12 protein-coding genes are annotated in these 14,361 nt (G+C 66.5%); all 12 read right to left on the reverse strand.

Annotation, left to right across the window (positions count from 1 at the left end):
* Positions 1-74: 74 nt before the first annotated feature.
* On the reverse strand, positions 75-1,274 hold the full coding sequence (locus CFB35_RS14270) for an acetyl-CoA C-acyltransferase (RefSeq protein WP_059642934.1): 1,200 nt from the start codon (positions 1,272-1,274) through the stop codon (positions 75-77).
* Positions 1,275-1,301: 27 nt separating this feature from the next.
* On the reverse strand, positions 1,302-3,737 hold the full coding sequence (locus CFB35_RS14275; protein ID WP_059578752.1) for a 3-hydroxyacyl-CoA dehydrogenase/enoyl-CoA hydratase family protein: 2,436 nt from the start codon (positions 3,735-3,737) through the stop codon (positions 1,302-1,304).
* A gap of 118 nt (positions 3,738-3,855) precedes the next feature.
* On the reverse strand, positions 3,856-5,643 hold the full coding sequence (locus CFB35_RS14280; RefSeq protein ID WP_059578755.1) for an acyl-CoA dehydrogenase C-terminal domain-containing protein: 1,788 nt from the start codon (positions 5,641-5,643) through the stop codon (positions 3,856-3,858).
* Between the two features lie 57 nt (positions 5,644-5,700).
* Complete coding sequence (locus tag CFB35_RS14285) at positions 5,701-6,300, reverse strand: TetR/AcrR family transcriptional regulator (protein ID WP_059578757.1); 600 nt, start codon at positions 6,298-6,300, stop codon at positions 5,701-5,703.
* Between the two features lie 199 nt (positions 6,301-6,499).
* Positions 6,500-7,774 (reverse strand): cardiolipin synthase ClsB, encoded by a 1,275-nt coding sequence (clsB, locus tag CFB35_RS14290; protein ID WP_059578760.1) that lies wholly within the window; start codon positions 7,772-7,774, stop codon positions 6,500-6,502.
* Complete coding sequence (gene nudB / locus CFB35_RS14295; protein WP_089465291.1) at positions 7,771-8,265, reverse strand: dihydroneopterin triphosphate diphosphatase; 495 nt, start codon at positions 8,263-8,265, stop codon at positions 7,771-7,773. The genes clsB and nudB overlap by 4 nt, the downstream gene beginning before the upstream one ends.
* A 160-nt stretch (positions 8,266-8,425) precedes the next feature.
* A complete protein-coding gene (gene aspS / locus CFB35_RS14300; RefSeq protein WP_006485737.1) occupies positions 8,426-10,228 on the reverse strand; it encodes an aspartate--tRNA ligase in 1,803 nt (600 codons plus the stop codon).
* Between the two features lie 67 nt (positions 10,229-10,295).
* Entirely contained in the window at positions 10,296-10,946 is a 651-nt protein-coding gene (locus tag CFB35_RS14305) for a DUF502 domain-containing protein (RefSeq protein WP_059578762.1), read from the reverse strand.
* 61 nt (positions 10,947-11,007) lie between these two features.
* Positions 11,008-11,361, reverse strand: a complete 354-nt coding sequence (locus CFB35_RS14310) for an FmdB family zinc ribbon protein (RefSeq protein ID WP_089465129.1) — start codon at positions 11,359-11,361, stop codon at positions 11,008-11,010.
* A gap of 95 nt (positions 11,362-11,456) precedes the next feature.
* Entirely contained in the window at positions 11,457-12,083 is a 627-nt protein-coding gene (locus tag CFB35_RS14315) for a methyltransferase domain-containing protein (RefSeq protein WP_059578768.1), read from the reverse strand.
* Positions 12,084-12,100: 17 nt separating this feature from the next.
* Positions 12,101-13,678 carry a ubiquinone biosynthesis regulatory protein kinase UbiB gene (gene ubiB / locus CFB35_RS14320; protein WP_059578770.1) on the reverse strand — a complete coding sequence of 526 codons (1,578 nt, stop codon included), beginning with the start codon at positions 13,676-13,678 and terminating at the stop codon, positions 12,101-12,103.
* A gap of 12 nt (positions 13,679-13,690) precedes the next feature.
* On the reverse strand, positions 13,691-14,317 hold the full coding sequence (locus CFB35_RS14325; RefSeq protein WP_060966671.1) for an SCP2 domain-containing protein: 627 nt from the start codon (positions 14,315-14,317) through the stop codon (positions 13,691-13,693).
* Between the last annotated feature and the right edge of the window lie 44 nt (positions 14,318-14,361).

The raw sequence follows: 14,361 nt of genomic DNA on the forward strand, positions 1-14,361 counted from the left end.
GTCTCTACCGGAATGAAAAAACGGTGCGCGAGCTCGTGGCCCGCGCACCGTCGTCGCTTTTATCCGCGCCTCGCTTACAGGCGCTCGATGATGCCCGCGGCGCCCATGCCGGTGCCGACGCACATCGTGACCATCCCGTATTTCAGGTTGCGGCGGCGCAGGCCGTGCACGACGGTCGCCGCGCGGATCGCGCCGGTCGCGCCGAGCGGGTGGCCCAGTGCGATCGCGCCGCCCATCGGGTTGACCTTCGACGGATCGAGGCCGAGGTCGCGCATCACCGCCAGCGATTGCGCGGCGAACGCTTCGTTCAGTTCGATCCAGTCGAGATCGTCCTGTTTCAGGCCGGCGGCCTTCAGCGCGGCCGGAATCGCTTCCTTCGGACCGATGCCCATGATTTCCGGCGGCACGCCGCGCACCGCGAAGCTCACGAAGCGCGCGAGCGGCGTCAGGTTGAATTGCTTGAGCACCTTCTCCGACACGACGAGCAGCGCACCCGCGCCGTCCGACGTCTGCGAGCTGTTGCCGGCCGTGACCGAGCCCTTGTTCGCGAACACCGTGCGCAGCTTCGCGAGGCCTTCGAGCGACGTATCCGCGCGCGGACCTTCGTCGAGCTTGATCTCGCGCGTCTTCACGTCGACTTCGCCGGTCGCGAGGTTCGGGAAACGCTCGGTGATCGTGTACGCGGCGATTTCGTCGCCGAACTCGCCGGCCTGCTGCGCGGCGAGCGCCTTGCGGTGCGACTCGACCGAGAACGCGTCCTGGTCCTCGCGGCTCACCTTCCACTGCTCGGCGACGCGCTCGGCCGTCAGGCCCATCCCGTACGCGATGCCGAAGTCTTCGCTGCGATCGAAGATGTGCGGCGACATCGACGGCTTGTTGCCCATCATCGGCACCATGCTCATCGATTCGCAGCCGCCCGCGAAGATCGCGTCCGATTCGCCGACGCGGATGCGGTCGGCCGCCATCGCCAGCGCGGTGATGCCCGACGCGCAGAAGCGGTTGACCGTCACGCCGCCGACCGTCTGCGGCAGGCCCGCCAGCAGCGCGCCCATGCGCGCGACGTTCAGGCCCTGCTCCGCTTCCGGAATCGCGCAGCCGATGATCGCGTCCTCGATCACCTTCGTGTCGAGGCCGGGCACCTGGGCGACCGCCGACTTGATCGCGTGAACCAGCAGTTCGTCGGGGCGCGTGTTCTTGAAGACACCGCGCGGGGCCTTGCCGATCGGCGTGCGGCTGGCGGCGACGATGTATGCGTCTTGCAGTTGTTTGCTCATTTGAAACTCCTTGCCTTATCCGCTCGCTCAGTTACGCACCGGCTTGCCGGTCTGCAACATGCCCATGATCCGTTCCTGCGTCTTCTGCGTGCCGAGCAGCTCGACGAACGCGCGACGCTCGAGCGCGAGCAGCCATTCTTCGTCGACGAGGCTGCCGGCTTCGACGTCGCCGCCGCACACGGCTTCGGCGATGCGGCTCGCGATCAGGTAGTCGTGATCGCTGATGAAGCGGCCGTCACGCATGTTGACGAGCGACGCCTTGATCGTCGCGATCGCCGAGCGGCCCGCGACCGGCACGTCCTTCGCGCGCAGCGGTGCGCGGTAGCCGGTGGCGGCGAGCGCACGCGCTTCCTTCTTCGCGGTGTCGAGCAGTTCGAACACGTTGAAGACGATCGTGTCGGACGGCTTCACGTAGCCCATCGCACGCGCGTCGTGCGCGGACGACGACACCTTCGCCATCGCCGCGTTCTCGAACGACTTCGTGACGAACTTCAGGATGTCGGTGGTCGCGTTCGCGGCCGTCGCGGCTTCCGCCGCGCGCAGCGCCGCTTCCTTCAGGCCGCCGCCGGCCGGCACGAGGCCGACGCCCACTTCGACGAGGCCGATGTAGCTCTCGACGTGCACGACGCGCTTCGCGCTGTGCAGCATCAGCTCGCACCCGCCGCCGAGCGCGATGCCCGACACGGCCGCGACGACCGGTACGTTCGCGTACTTCACGCGCAGCATGCCTTCCTGGAATTTCTTCACGAACGGCTCGATGCCCTTCGCGCCGCCCATCATGAACGCGGGCATCGCCTCCTCGAGGTTCGCGCCTGCCGAGAACGGGCCGCCCGGCGTGCCGAGCTTCAGCGACGTCGGCTGCCAGATCACCACGCCCTTGTAATCCTTCTCCGCGAGTTCGATCGCCTGCACGAGGCCGTCGATCACGCTCGGTCCGATCGTGTTCATCTTCGACTTGAACGACACGATCACGACGTCGTCCTCGCCGGCACGGTCGTCGACCCACGCGCGCACCGCGTCGGTTTCGAACAGCGTCTTGCCGTACGTCTTCGGGTCTGCGCCGGCTTCGCCGACGAGCGGCGCACGGAACACCTGCTTGTCGTACACGGCCAGGTCCGAACGCGGCACGAAACGCTTGGCGGCCGGCGCCCACGAGCCTTCGGCCGTGTGCACGCCGCCCTTCTCGGCGACCGGGCCTTCGAGTACCCACGACGGCAGCGGCACGTTCGCGAGCGCCTTGCCGGCCGCGATGTCTTCCTGCACCCATTCGGCGACCTGCTTCCAGCCGGCGGCCTGCCAGCCTTCGAACGGGCCTTCGTTCCAGCCGAAGCCCCAGCGGATCGCGAGATCGACGTCGCGCGCGTTGTCGGCGATCGATTCGAGATGCACGCCGATGTAGTGGAACACGTCGCGGAAGATCGACCACAGGAACTGCGCGTGCGGATGGTTCGTCTCGCGCAGCAGCTTCAGGCGTTCCGCCGGCGGACGCTTCAGGATGCGGCCGACCGTTTCGTCCGCCTTCGCGCCCGAGTCGACGTAGGTGCCCGTCTTCGCGTCGAGCACCTTGATCGCCTTGCCTTCCTTCTTGTAGAACCCGCCGCCCGTCTTCTGGCCGAGCGCGCCCTGCTTCACCAGCTCGGCGAGCACGGCGGGCGTCTGGTAGACCGGGAAGAACGGATCGTCGGCGAGGTTGTCCTGCATCGTCTTGATCACGTGCGCCATCGTGTCGAGGCCGACCACGTCCGCGGTGCGGAACGTCGCCGACTTCGCGCGGCCGAGGCGGCTGCCCGTCAGGTCGTCGACTTCGTCGAAGCGCAGGCCGAACTTCGCGGCCTCGGTGATCACCGCGAGGATCGAGAAGATGCCGACGCGGTTCGCGATGAAGTTCGGCGTGTCCTTCGCGCGCACGACGCCCTTGCCGACGACGCTCGTCAGGAATGTTTCGAGCTGGTCGAGGATTTCCGGGCGCGTATGCGCGGTCGGGATCAGCTCGACGAGGTGCATGTAGCGCGGCGGGTTGAAGAAGTGCACGCCGCAGAAGCGCGCCTTCAGCTCGTCCGAGAAACCTTCGGACAGCTTCGTGATCGACAGGCCCGACGTGTTGGTCGCGAAGATCGCGTGCGAGGCGATGTGCGGTGCGACCTTCTTGTACAGGTCGTGCTTCCAGTCCATCCGCTCGGCGATCGCCTCGATCACGACGTCGCATTCGGCCAGCTTCGCGATATCGTCCTCGTAGTTCGCCGCTTCGAGGTACTTCGCGTCGTCCTTCACGCCGAACGGCGCGGGCGACAGCTTCTTCAGGTTCTCGATCGCCTTCAGCGCGATCGCGTTTTTCGGGCCTTCCTTGGCCGGCAGGTCGAACAGCAGCACCGGCACGCGCGCGTTGACGAGGTGCGCGGCGATCTGCGCGCCCATCACGCCGGCGCCCAGCACGGCGACCTTGCGAATCAGGAAATTGCTCACGGGATGTCTCCGGATAGTGTCGTGCAGCGCGGAATATGGTGGCTGCACGGCGAAGTGAGTACCAGGAACCGTTGCGTTCGGGCGGCGCGGCACGCGGCGCGCACCGCCCGGACTTGGATCAGAACAGCGATTCGTCGACTTCCATCAGCGTCTTCGAACCGGCGCGCGCGGCGCGGATCGTCGATGCCGTTTCGGGCAGCAGACGCGCGAAGTAGAAGCGGGCGGTGGCGAGCTTCGACTTGTAGAACGGATCGCCCGACGCTTCGTTGTCGAGCGCGATGCGCGCCATGCGCGCCCAGAAGTACGAGAACACCAGGTGGCCAACGGTGCGCAGGTACGGCACGGCCGCGGCGCCGACTTCGTCCGGGTTCTGCATCGCCTTCATGCCGATTTCCATCGTCAGCTTCTGCACCTTTTCACCGATGTCGGCGAGCGGGTTGATGAACTCGGCCATCTCGGGCTTCACGCCTTCGGCTTCCGCGAATTCGGTCACGAGCTTGCCGAACTTCTTCAGCTTCGCGCCCATGTCGCCGAGCACCTTGCGGCCCAGCAGGTCGAGCGACTGGATCGAGTTCGTGCCTTCGTAGATCATGTTGATCCGCGCGTCGCGCACGTACTGCTCCATGCCCCACTCGGAGATGAAGCCGTGGCCGCCGTAGATCTGCATCGCATGGTTCGTGCACTCGAACGCGTTGTCGGTCAGGAACGCCTTGATGATCGGCGTGAGCAGCGCGACGAGGTCGGCCGCTTCCTTGCGCACCGCTTCGTCGGCGTGCGACAGCTCCTTGTCGATCTGCAGCGCGGACCAGTACGTGAATGCGCGCGCGCCTTCCGCGTAGGCCTTCTGCGTGAGCAGCATGCGGCGCACGTCCGGGTGCACGATGATCGGGTCGGCCGGCTTGTCCGGTGCCTTCGGGCCGGTCAGCGAACGCATCTGCAGGCGTTCCTTCGCGTACGTCAGCGAGTTCTGGTACGCGACTTCCGTGAGGCCGAGGCCCTGCATGCCGACACCCAGACGCGCGGCATTCATCATCACGAACATCGCGTTCAAGCCCTTGTTCGGCTCGCCGACCATCCAGCCCTTCGCACCGTCGAGGTTCATCACGCACGTCGAGTTGCCGTGGATGCCCATCTTGTGCTCGATCGAGCCGCACTTGATGCCGTTGCGCTCGCCCGGCTCGCCCGAAGCGTCCGGAATGAACTTCGGCACGATGAACAGCGAGATCCCCTTCGTGCCTTGCGGCGCGTCCGGCAGGCGCGCGAGCACGAGGTGGACGATGTTCTTCGACATGTCGTGCTCGCCGCTCGAGATGAAGATCTTCGTGCCGCTGATCGAGTACGAGCCGTCGCCGTTCGGTTCGGCCTTGGTGCGCAGGATGCCGAGATCGGTGCCGCAGTGCGGCTCGGTCAGGCACATCGTGCCGGTCCATTCGCCCGACACGAGCTTCGGCAGGTATTGCTGCTGCAGTTCCGGCGCGCCGTGCGCGTGCAGGCATTCGTACGCGCCGTGCGACAGGCCCGGATACATCGTCCAGGCCTGGTTCGCCGAGTTCAGCATTTCGTAGAGCGCGTTGTTCACGAACGCGGGCAGGCCCTGGCCGCCGTAGTCCGGATCGCAGCCGAGCGCCGGCCAGCCGGCTTCGACGTATTGCCGGTAGGCCTCCTTGAAGCCGGTCGGGGTCTTCACGACGCCGTCGCCTTCATACGTGCAGCCTTCGCGGTCACCGACCTGGTTCAGCGGGAACAGCACCTCGGAGCAGAACTTGCCCGCTTCCTCGAGGACCTGGTTGATCGTGTCGGCGTCGAGGTCCGCATGCTTGGGCATTTGCTTGACTTCGGCTTCGACGTTCAGAAGCTCGTGCAACACGAATTGCATGTCGCGCAGCGGCGCGGCGTACTGTCCCATGACTCTCTCCAAAGGTGGGCAAACGGCTCGAGCTCCTGGCGGGCGGGTCACGCGCCGCTAACGGCTCTCGCTCTGATACGAAACAATCGTCTTTTCCAGCGCGGCCCACGTGAGGCGCACGGCGTCCGGCGAATGCAGGAAGCGTGCGTCGTGATGCAGGCCGAGCGTGAAGCTGTACAACTCGAAGAGCATCAATTCCGGATCCGTATCCGCGCGCAGATGCCCTTCTTCCATCGCCTGCGAAATGGCGCGCAGCAACGCGGCACGCCAGGCGGTTACGCTCGCGATCAACTGTTCGCGCACGGGGCTGTCCGGCCGGTCGTCGTACTCCACCGCGCCGCTGATGTAGATGCACCCGGTCGTCACCTCCTGGATGCGCTTCTCCATCCAGCGCGCCAGCATCGCCCGAAGACGCGGCAGACCGCGCGCCTCGCGCAGGCTCGGAAAGAACACCTCGTTCTCGAAACGATGGTGGTACTCGCGCACGACCTCGACCTGCAGGTCCTCGCGCGATCCGAAGTGCGCGAACACGCCGCTCTTGCTCATCTGCATGCGCTCGGCCAGCAGGCCGATCGTCAGCCCCTCCAGCCCGTCACGGCTGGCGAGGTCCAAAGCAGCTTCGAGTATCGCGGCACGCGTCTGTTCGCCTTTTCGCATAGCTATTTCTGTAACCGTTCGGGGGTTCGAATAAAATCGAACGGCCGTACTATTATTGAGTGCGGCCGCTCGCGAAACAAGGAAATTATTAGAAACCGGTGTCTAACCGAGCCGCTATTTTGCGCGATTCCGGCGGGACCGGAGCGGCTTTTCCGCACGAACGTGCGGACGGATTTTTGAAGTGAATGCTTAGTCTGCGTCAGTCGTAACCGCCGACCGTCAGCGCCTTCATCAGGAGGCGGTACGTGTTGTACGCCAGCCAGTTCAGCAGCCGCTCGATGCGCGGGCGCGCGGCGTAGTGCGCGGCGTCGATCTCGCGCCCTTCGGCGAACGCGGTGGCGATCGCGTCGCGCAACTGGTTCGTGACTGCATCGTAGCGCACCAGCACGACGTTCGCTTCATTGTTCAGCATCAGGCTCAGCGCGTCCAGATTCGACGAGCCGACCGTCGCCCAGTTGTCGTCGATCACGGCGACCTTGCCGTGCAGGATCGTCTTGTCGTATTCGGCGACGCGCACGCCCGCGCGCAACAGCGAGTGATACAGGAACGGCACGGCCGTATCGAGCGCCGTGAACTCCTTGCGGCCGATCAGCACCTGCACGTCGACGCCGCGGCGGGCCGCGCCCGTCAGCGCGCGGCGCAGCTTGCGGCCCGGCATGAAGTACGGATTCGCGAGCAGGATCCGCTGGCGCGCCTGGCCGATCGCCGCGAGATACGCCTTCTCGATCGCGCGGCGGTTCACGACGTTGTCGCGCGCGACGAACGCGACGCTCGGCTCGGTCACGACCCGCAGCGCGCCGGCCTTGATCCACCGGTGGCTGCGCATCCAGCGCCGGAACATGTCCGGGAACGCTTCGCCGCCGTGCAGCCCGGCCGCGTACTGCGCGTACGGCTTGTGGCCGAACTGGATCCGGTGCCACTGCAGCTCGAACGCGGCGCGCACGTCGGACACCGCGGGCCCGGCCATCTCGACCGCGAAATCCCAGCGCGGGAACGGCAGCGTCGCGCTGCCCTGCGTGTAGTCGTCGACGATGTTGATGCCGCCGCAGAACGCGACCGCGTGATCGACCACCGCGAGCTTGCGGTGCGTGCGCGAGAAGCCGAAGCGGCCAAACAGGTAGCGGTTGTAGATGCAGTGCTCGACACCGGCCTCGGCCCACGTGTCGAACAGCGGCAGGCGGGCGGTGCCGATGCCGTCGGTGATCACGCGCACGCGCACGCCGCGCCGCGCGGCGCGGATCAGCGCGTCCGACACCGGCCGGCCGGCCGCGTCGTCGCAGAAGATGTAGGTTTCGAGCATCACCTGCTCGCGGGCGGCATCGATCCGATCGATCAGCGCCTGGAAGAATTCGCCGCCGGTTTCGCACAGCCGCACGGTGTTGCCGGCCGTAAACGCGAGCCGCGACGCGGAGCCGCGCTCCTGCAGGAACATCTGCCGCAATTGCGCGAAGCGCTTGCGGGTTTCCGCATTCATGCGGACGAGCCGTGCGGCGCCCGCGCGAGCGCCACGCGTACGGGCAATTGCAGGATCGCCTCGGCGTTCGACGGCGAGAAACAGCGCGCGGCCGCCTCGCGGAACGGCAGCCACGCGTGATCGACGTGCTCGCGCGGCGACAGCGTCACGTCGACGCGATGCGGCACGCACAGCCCGAACCAGTGCTCGACGTTGCGCGTGACGCCCGGCGCATAGCGGTGCTGGTATTGCGGATAGATCGTGTATTCGATCCGGTGATGCCAGTCGACGAGCGCGCTGGCCGGCACGTCGGGCGTGCCGACCGCGATGCCGGTTTCCTCGGCTACTTCGCGCGCGGCGGTGAGCGCGAGCGGCTCGTCGAGCGCGTCCTTCGAGCCGGTGACCGATTGCCAGAAATCGGGCTGGTCGGCACGCTTGATCACGAGCACGTCGAGGTCGGGCGTGTAGATCACGACGAGAACGGATTCAGGGATTTTCGGCGGCTTCGTCATCTTGGTTTCATGCGGCACGGGGCCGTGCGTCGACCCTGTGCCCCGAACGTGCGGCAAGTGCTGCGACTGTACCGCAAAAAATGCAAAAGGCGCATCAGCGCCTTTTTCATGGGTGTCGTGTGGGCGTGACCGCACACACGACAGAGGGGGCGAAAGCGCGTTACGCCTTCGGCTGCTCCGGCTGACGCAGACGGATGTGCAGCTCGCGCAGTTGACGCTCGTCGACCGGGCTCGGCGCCTGCGTGAGCAGATCCTGCGCACGCTGGGTCTTCGGGAACGCGATCACGTCGCGGATCGAATCGGCGCCGGCCATCATCGTGACGATGCGGTCGAGACCGAACGCGATACCGCCGTGCGGCGGCGCGCCGTACTGCAGCGCGTCCAGCAGGAAGCCGAACTTCGCCTGCGCTTCTTCCGCGCCGATCTTCAGCGCGCGGAACACCTTGCTCTGCACTTCCTCGCGGTGGATACGCACCGAGCCGCCGCCGATTTCCCAGCCGTTCAGCACCATGTCGTACGCCTTCGCGAGGCAGCGGCCCGGATCGGTCTCGAGGTACTCGAGGTGCTCGTCCTTCGGGCTCGTGAACGGATGGTGCGCAGCGACGTAGCGCGCGTCTTCGTCGTCGTATTCGAACATCGGGAAGTCGACGACCCACAGCGGCTTCCAGCCGGCCTGGACGAGACCGTTCGCCTTGCCGAATTCCGAATGGCCGATCTTCAGGCGCAGCGCGCCCAGGCTGTCGTTGACGACCTTCGCGCGGTCGGCCGCGAAGAAGATGATGTCGCCGTCCTCAGCGCCGGTGCGCTCGAGGATCGCCGCGATCGATGCGTCGTGCAGGTTCTTGACGATCGGGCTTTGCAGGCCGTCGCGGCCCTTCGCCTTCTCGTTGACCTTGATCCACGCGAGGCCCTTCGCGCCGTAGATACGCACGAATTCCGTGTAGCCGTCGATGTCGCCGCGCGACAGCTCGCCGCCCTTCGGCACGCGCAGCGCCGCGACCCGGCCGTCCTTCGCGTTGGCCGGCGTGCTGAACACCTTGAAGTCGACGTCCTTCATCGCGTCGGTCAACTCGGTGAATTCGAGCTGCACGCGCAGGTCCGGCTTGTCCGAACCGAAACGCGCCATCGCTTCCGAGTACGGCATCACCGGGAATTTCGCGTCGAGCTCGACGTCGATCGTCGTCTTGAAGATGTGACGGATCATGTCCTCGAACAGGTCGCGGATTTCCTGCTCGCCGAGGAACGACGTTTCACAGTCGATCTGCGTGAATTCCGGCTGGCGGTCGGCGCGCAGATCCTCGTCGCGGAAGCACTTGGTGATCTGGTAGTAACGGTCGAAGTTCGCGACCATCAGCAGCTGCTTGAACAGCTGCGGCGACTGCGGCAGCGCGAAGAACTGGCCCGCGTTCACGCGCGACGGCACGAGATAGTCGCGCGCGCCTTCCGGCGTGCTCTTCGTCAGCATCGGCGTTTCGATGTCGATGAAGCCCTGTTCGTCGAGGTACTTGCGTGCTTCGATCGCGACGCGGTAGCGCAGGCGCAGGTTGTGCTGCATCTGCGGGCGGCGCAGGTCGAGCACGCGGTGCGTGAGGCGCGTCGTTTCCGACAGGTTGTCGTCGTCGAGCTGGAACGGCGGCGTGACCGACGCGTTCAGCACGTTCAGCTCGTGGCACAGCACTTCGATCTTGCCGCTCTTCAGGCCGGCGTTGACCGTGCCTTCCGGACGGTTGCGCACGAGGCCCTTGATCTGCACGCAGAACTCGTTGCGCACGCCTTCGGCGGTCGCGAACATCTCGGCGCGATCCGGGTCGCACACCACCTGCACGAGGCCTTCACGATCGCGCAGGTCGATGAAGATCACACCGCCGTGATCGCGGCGGCGCTGCACCCAGCCGCACAGCGACACGGTTTGGCCCAGCAGGTGTTCGGTCACGAGACCGCAGTATTCAGTACGCATCGACATGATGTTTGCTTTCGTTCGGTTTGATCAACGGGCGCCGCAACGCGCGGCCCGGGCGATGATTCTTTACTTACAGCGGCGGCTCGACGGGACGGCGGGCGGGCGCCGGAACCGGCGCCGAAGGCGCCACGACGCCCATCGAGACGATGTACTTGAGCGCGGCATCGACCGACATGTCGAGTTCGATGACTTCGCTCTTCGGCAGCATCAGGAAGAAGCCGGATGTCGGGTTCGGCGTCGTGGGCACGTACACGCTCACGTACTCTTCCGTCAGATGGTTGACCACGTCGCCGCCGGGCACGCCGGTCAGAAACGCGATCGTATACGAGCCGCGGCGCGGGTATTCGATCAGCAGCGCCTTGCGGAACGCGTTGCCGCTGCTCGACAGCAGCGTGTCCGATACCTGCTTGACGCTCGTGTAGATCGGCCCGACGACCGGGATGTGGCGCACGACCGCGTTCCACCACGTGACGAGCTTCTGGCCGATGAAGTTCTGCGTGGCCAGCCCGACCACGAAGATGAACGCGAGCGTCAGCACCGCGCCGATCCCCGGCAGATGGAAGCCGAGCATCCGCTCGGGCTGCCACGATTCGGGCAGCAGGAGCAGCGTCTGATCCATCGTGCCGATGATGAGGCCGAGCACCCACAGCGTGATCGCGAGCGGGACGAGAACCAGCAAGCCGGTCAGGAACACCGTTTTCAGGGTCGTCTTTTTCATCATCTGCCGTCAATGAACCGCGCCGGCGGCGCGGGTTGGTCGCGACCCGGCCGGGCCGCGACGGTCAACTGCCGGCGGCGGGCGTCGCGGCCGGTGCCGGCGCGGCGCTCGTCGTCGTGGTGCTGCCTGAACTGCTCGCCGCGGCCGGCGCGGCCGCGGCGGGTGCGGCTTGCGCCCCGGAGGCTGCCGGCGCCGCGTCGCCCGACGCAGCCGCCGGTGCGCTGGTGCCGCCCGAGCCACCGCGGAAATCGGTGACATACCACCCCGAGCCCTTGAGCTGGAACCCGGCGGCAGTCACCTGTTTGCGAAAAGCATCCTTCCCGCATTCAGGGCATTGCGACAGCGGCGCGTCGCTCATCTTCTGGAGCACGTCCTTCGCGAAACCGCACGCTTCGCATCGATAGGCGTAGATCGGCATGATATTTTTCCCGCGGAAACTGGAAACGGCTTGCAAAACCTTGAATTATAGCCGAAACCCGGGCGTGCTCCGGCAATGGCCGAGACGCCGGCGCATCAGCGGCGACGCCACGTGAGCCAGCGCTCGTGCCCGTCGAACACGGCCAGCGAATCGGTCACCGGCAAATCCTCCACCCGTTCGAAGTGCGGCGCGAGCAGCGCGTCGAGCTCCGCACGCTCGATGCCGAACGGCGGCCCCTTCGGCTTCGCCACCAGGAAGAAATAACCGGCCAGCAAGCCGCCCGCGGGCAGCAGCTCGGCCATCCGCGCCGCATAGTCGGCACGCATGGCCGGCGGCAACGCGCACAGGAACGCTCGCTCGTACACCCACTGCACGTCGAACGGCGGCCGGTACTGGAAAAAATCCGCCTGCTCGACGACGTCCGCATGCGCGCCGAGCTGCGCCTTCGCGGCAGCGACCGCCTGCGCGGCGAAATCGATCGCACGCACCGGCCAGCCGGCCTGCGCGAGCCATCCGGCCTCCTGCGCGCTGCCGCAGCCGGGGATCAGCACCGCGCACGGCTCGAGCCGCCGCGCGAACACGCGAAAGCCGTCCGGCACGCCACCGAATTCCCACGGCGTCACGCCGCGCTCGAAGCGCTCATTCCAGAACGACGCGCTGCCCGGGTCGCGCGTCGCGAAATCGGCGGCCGACGGTGCGGCCGGTTGCTTCGGATCGGACATCGCCGCGCTCCTTTCGATCAGGCGCCGTACGCGAGCGCGAGCAGCACGCGCGCGACGAGCGCGCCGACGCCGACGGCCAGGCCGAAGATCAGCAACGCCTGCATCAGCCGGTTCGTCCGTTTCTGCTCGACGAGGATCTGGCGCATCAGCTCCTCGCTCGCGGCGCGCGGCGCGTCGTGGCGCGCGGCCATCGCATGGTGGATCAGGCGCGGCAGCTGCGGCAGCGTCTTGCTCCACTGCGGCGCCTCGACCTTGAACCGCTCGTACCAGCCGCGCAGGCCGATCTGCTCGGTCATCCAGCGCTCGAGATACGGCTTCGCGGTCTTCCACAGATCGAGTTCGGGGTCGAGCGAGCGGCCGAGCCCTTCCACGTTCAGCATCGTCTTCTGCAGCAGCACGAGCTGCGGCTGGATCTCGACGTTGAAGCGGCGCGACGTCGAGAACAGGCGCATCAGCACCTGGCCGAGCGAAATGTCCTTCAGCGCGCGGTCGAAATACGGCTCGCACACCGCGCGAATCGCGCTTTCGAGCTCCTCGACGCGCGTCTCGGGCGGCACCCAGCCCGATTCGAGGTGCAGCGTCGCGACGCGGTGGTAGTCGCGCTTGAAGAACGCGAGGAAGTTCTGCGCGAGGTAGTTCTTGTCGAAATCGGACAGCGCGCCGACGATCCCGAAATCGAGCGCGATATAGCGGCCGAACGTGTTCGGATCGAGGCTCACCTGGATGTTGCCGGGGTGCATGTCCGCATGGAAGAAGCCGTCGCGGAACACCTGCGTGAAGAAGATCTCGACGCCTTCGCGCGCGAGCTTCTTGATGTCGACGCCCGCCGAGCGCAGCGTCTCGACCTGGCTGATCGGCACGCCGGTCATGCGCTCCATCACGAGCACCTGCGACGTCGAGAAATCCCAGAACATCTCCGGCACGAGCAGCAGGTCGAGGCCCGCGAAGTTGCGGCGCAGCTGGCTGCCGTTCGCGGCCTCGCGCATCAGGTCGAGCTCGTCGTGCAGGTACTTGTCGAATTCGGCGACGACCTCGCGCGGCTTCAGGCGTCGGCCGTCGGCCCACATGCGCTCGGTCCACGTCGCGATGTCGCGCATCAGCGCGAGGTCGGAATCGATCACCGGCAGCATGTTCGGGCGCAGCACCTTGACGGCGACCGCCTTGCCCGCATGCGCGCCCTGCTTCAGCTTCGCGAAATGCACCTGTGCGATCGATGCGCTCGCGATCGGCTCGCGCTCGAATTCGTCGAACAGCTCGTCGACCGGCGCGCCGAGCGATTTCTCGATGATCGCGATCGCGACGGCCGAATCGAACGGCGGCACCTGGTCCTGCAGCTTCGCGAGTTCGTTCGCGAAATCGACCGACAGCAGGTCGCGGCGCGTCGACAGCACCTGGCCGAACTTCACGAAGATCGGGCCGAGGCTTTCGAGCGCGTGACGCAGCCGTACGGCGGGCGGATCGGAATAGCGGCGGCCGATCGTCGTGATCCGCAGCAGCAGCTTCACGCGCCGGTCGTCGATCCGGGACAGCATCACTTCGTCGAGGCCAAAGCGGATGACGGTGTAGACAATCTTGATGAAACGGAAAATGCGCATGCCCTGCGGCCCTCAGTGCGCGCCGCGCGGGCCGGAACCCGTGCGCGCGCCGATTTTTTGTTCGAGTCGCTCGACCCGCTTTTCGACCCGCGCGAGCGCATCGCGCGCGCGCGCCAGTTCCGCGTCGAAACCGCCGAGCGACGTGCGCCGGACGACTTGCGGGTTCTCGTCGAGCCAGTATTCGGCGACGGAATCGAGCACGTTGCGGCCGGTGCGGCGCACGCGCGCGCCGGCGTCGCGCACGAACGTCGCGATCCGGTACGCCGCCGCGTCGCCGACCAGCTTCGCGAGATCTTCCTCAGGTTCCCAGCGCAGATGCTCGGCCAGCTTCGCGATCTGCGTCGCGAATTCCGCGTCGCCCTCGATCTTCACGTGCTTCATCACGGCCGCCTGGCCGCCCTGCAGGAACGCGGCGACCGTGTCGCCGGCAAGCGCGATCGACACGTCGACCTGTTGCGCATCGTGCGCGTCGACGGCCGACAGATAACCGTCGGGCTGCACGAGCAGCGTGAGCGTGACGGGAGGCACGTCGATCCGGGCAGTCTTGCCCGCATAGGGAATCAGGCGGTCGCGCGCCCACGATTCGCGCGCGAGCAGGTGATTGACGGCAGCAGCAAAAGGCTTGGCGGCAAAGGTCATCGGGCTGGGAAAGAAAAAACCCGCGCAGGCCGGGCGCCCACGCG

The sequence above is a fragment of the Burkholderia sp. AU16482 genome (genome assembly GCF_002223285.1).
In the GTDB taxonomy this organism is placed as follows: Bacteria; Pseudomonadota; Gammaproteobacteria; order Burkholderiales; family Burkholderiaceae; genus Burkholderia; species Burkholderia semiarida.

What these genes read in the sequence shown, in the direction of transcription:
- CFB35_RS14270 (WP_059642934.1), bottom strand. Translation starts at nt 1,274, where the DNA reads ATGAGCAAACAACTGCAAGACGCATACATCGTCGCCGCCAGCCGCACG.
- CFB35_RS14280 (WP_059578755.1), bottom strand. Translation starts at nt 5,643, where the DNA reads ATGGGACAGTACGCCGCGCCGCTGCGCGACATGCAATTCGTGTTGCAC.
- CFB35_RS14285 (WP_059578757.1), bottom strand. Translation starts at nt 6,300, where the DNA reads ATGCGAAAAGGCGAACAGACGCGTGCCGCGATACTCGAAGCTGCTTTG.
- clsB (WP_059578760.1), bottom strand. Translation starts at nt 7,774, where the DNA reads ATGAATGCGGAAACCCGCAAGCGCTTCGCGCAATTGCGGCAGATGTTC.
- nudB (WP_089465291.1), bottom strand. Translation starts at nt 8,265, where the DNA reads ATGACGAAGCCGCCGAAAATCCCTGAATCCGTTCTCGTCGTGATCTAC.
- aspS (WP_006485737.1), bottom strand. Translation starts at nt 10,228, where the DNA reads ATGTCGATGCGTACTGAATACTGCGGTCTCGTGACCGAACACCTGCTG.
- CFB35_RS14305 (WP_059578762.1), bottom strand. Translation starts at nt 10,946, where the DNA reads ATGATGAAAAAGACGACCCTGAAAACGGTGTTCCTGACCGGCTTGCTG.
- CFB35_RS14310 (WP_089465129.1), bottom strand. Translation starts at nt 11,361, where the DNA reads ATGCCGATCTACGCCTATCGATGCGAAGCGTGCGGTTTCGCGAAGGAC.
- CFB35_RS14315 (WP_059578768.1), bottom strand. Translation starts at nt 12,083, where the DNA reads ATGTCCGATCCGAAGCAACCGGCCGCACCGTCGGCCGCCGATTTCGCG.
- ubiB (WP_059578770.1), bottom strand. Translation starts at nt 13,678, where the DNA reads ATGCGCATTTTCCGTTTCATCAAGATTGTCTACACCGTCATCCGCTTT.
- CFB35_RS14325 (WP_060966671.1), bottom strand. Translation starts at nt 14,317, where the DNA reads ATGACCTTTGCCGCCAAGCCTTTTGCTGCTGCCGTCAATCACCTGCTC.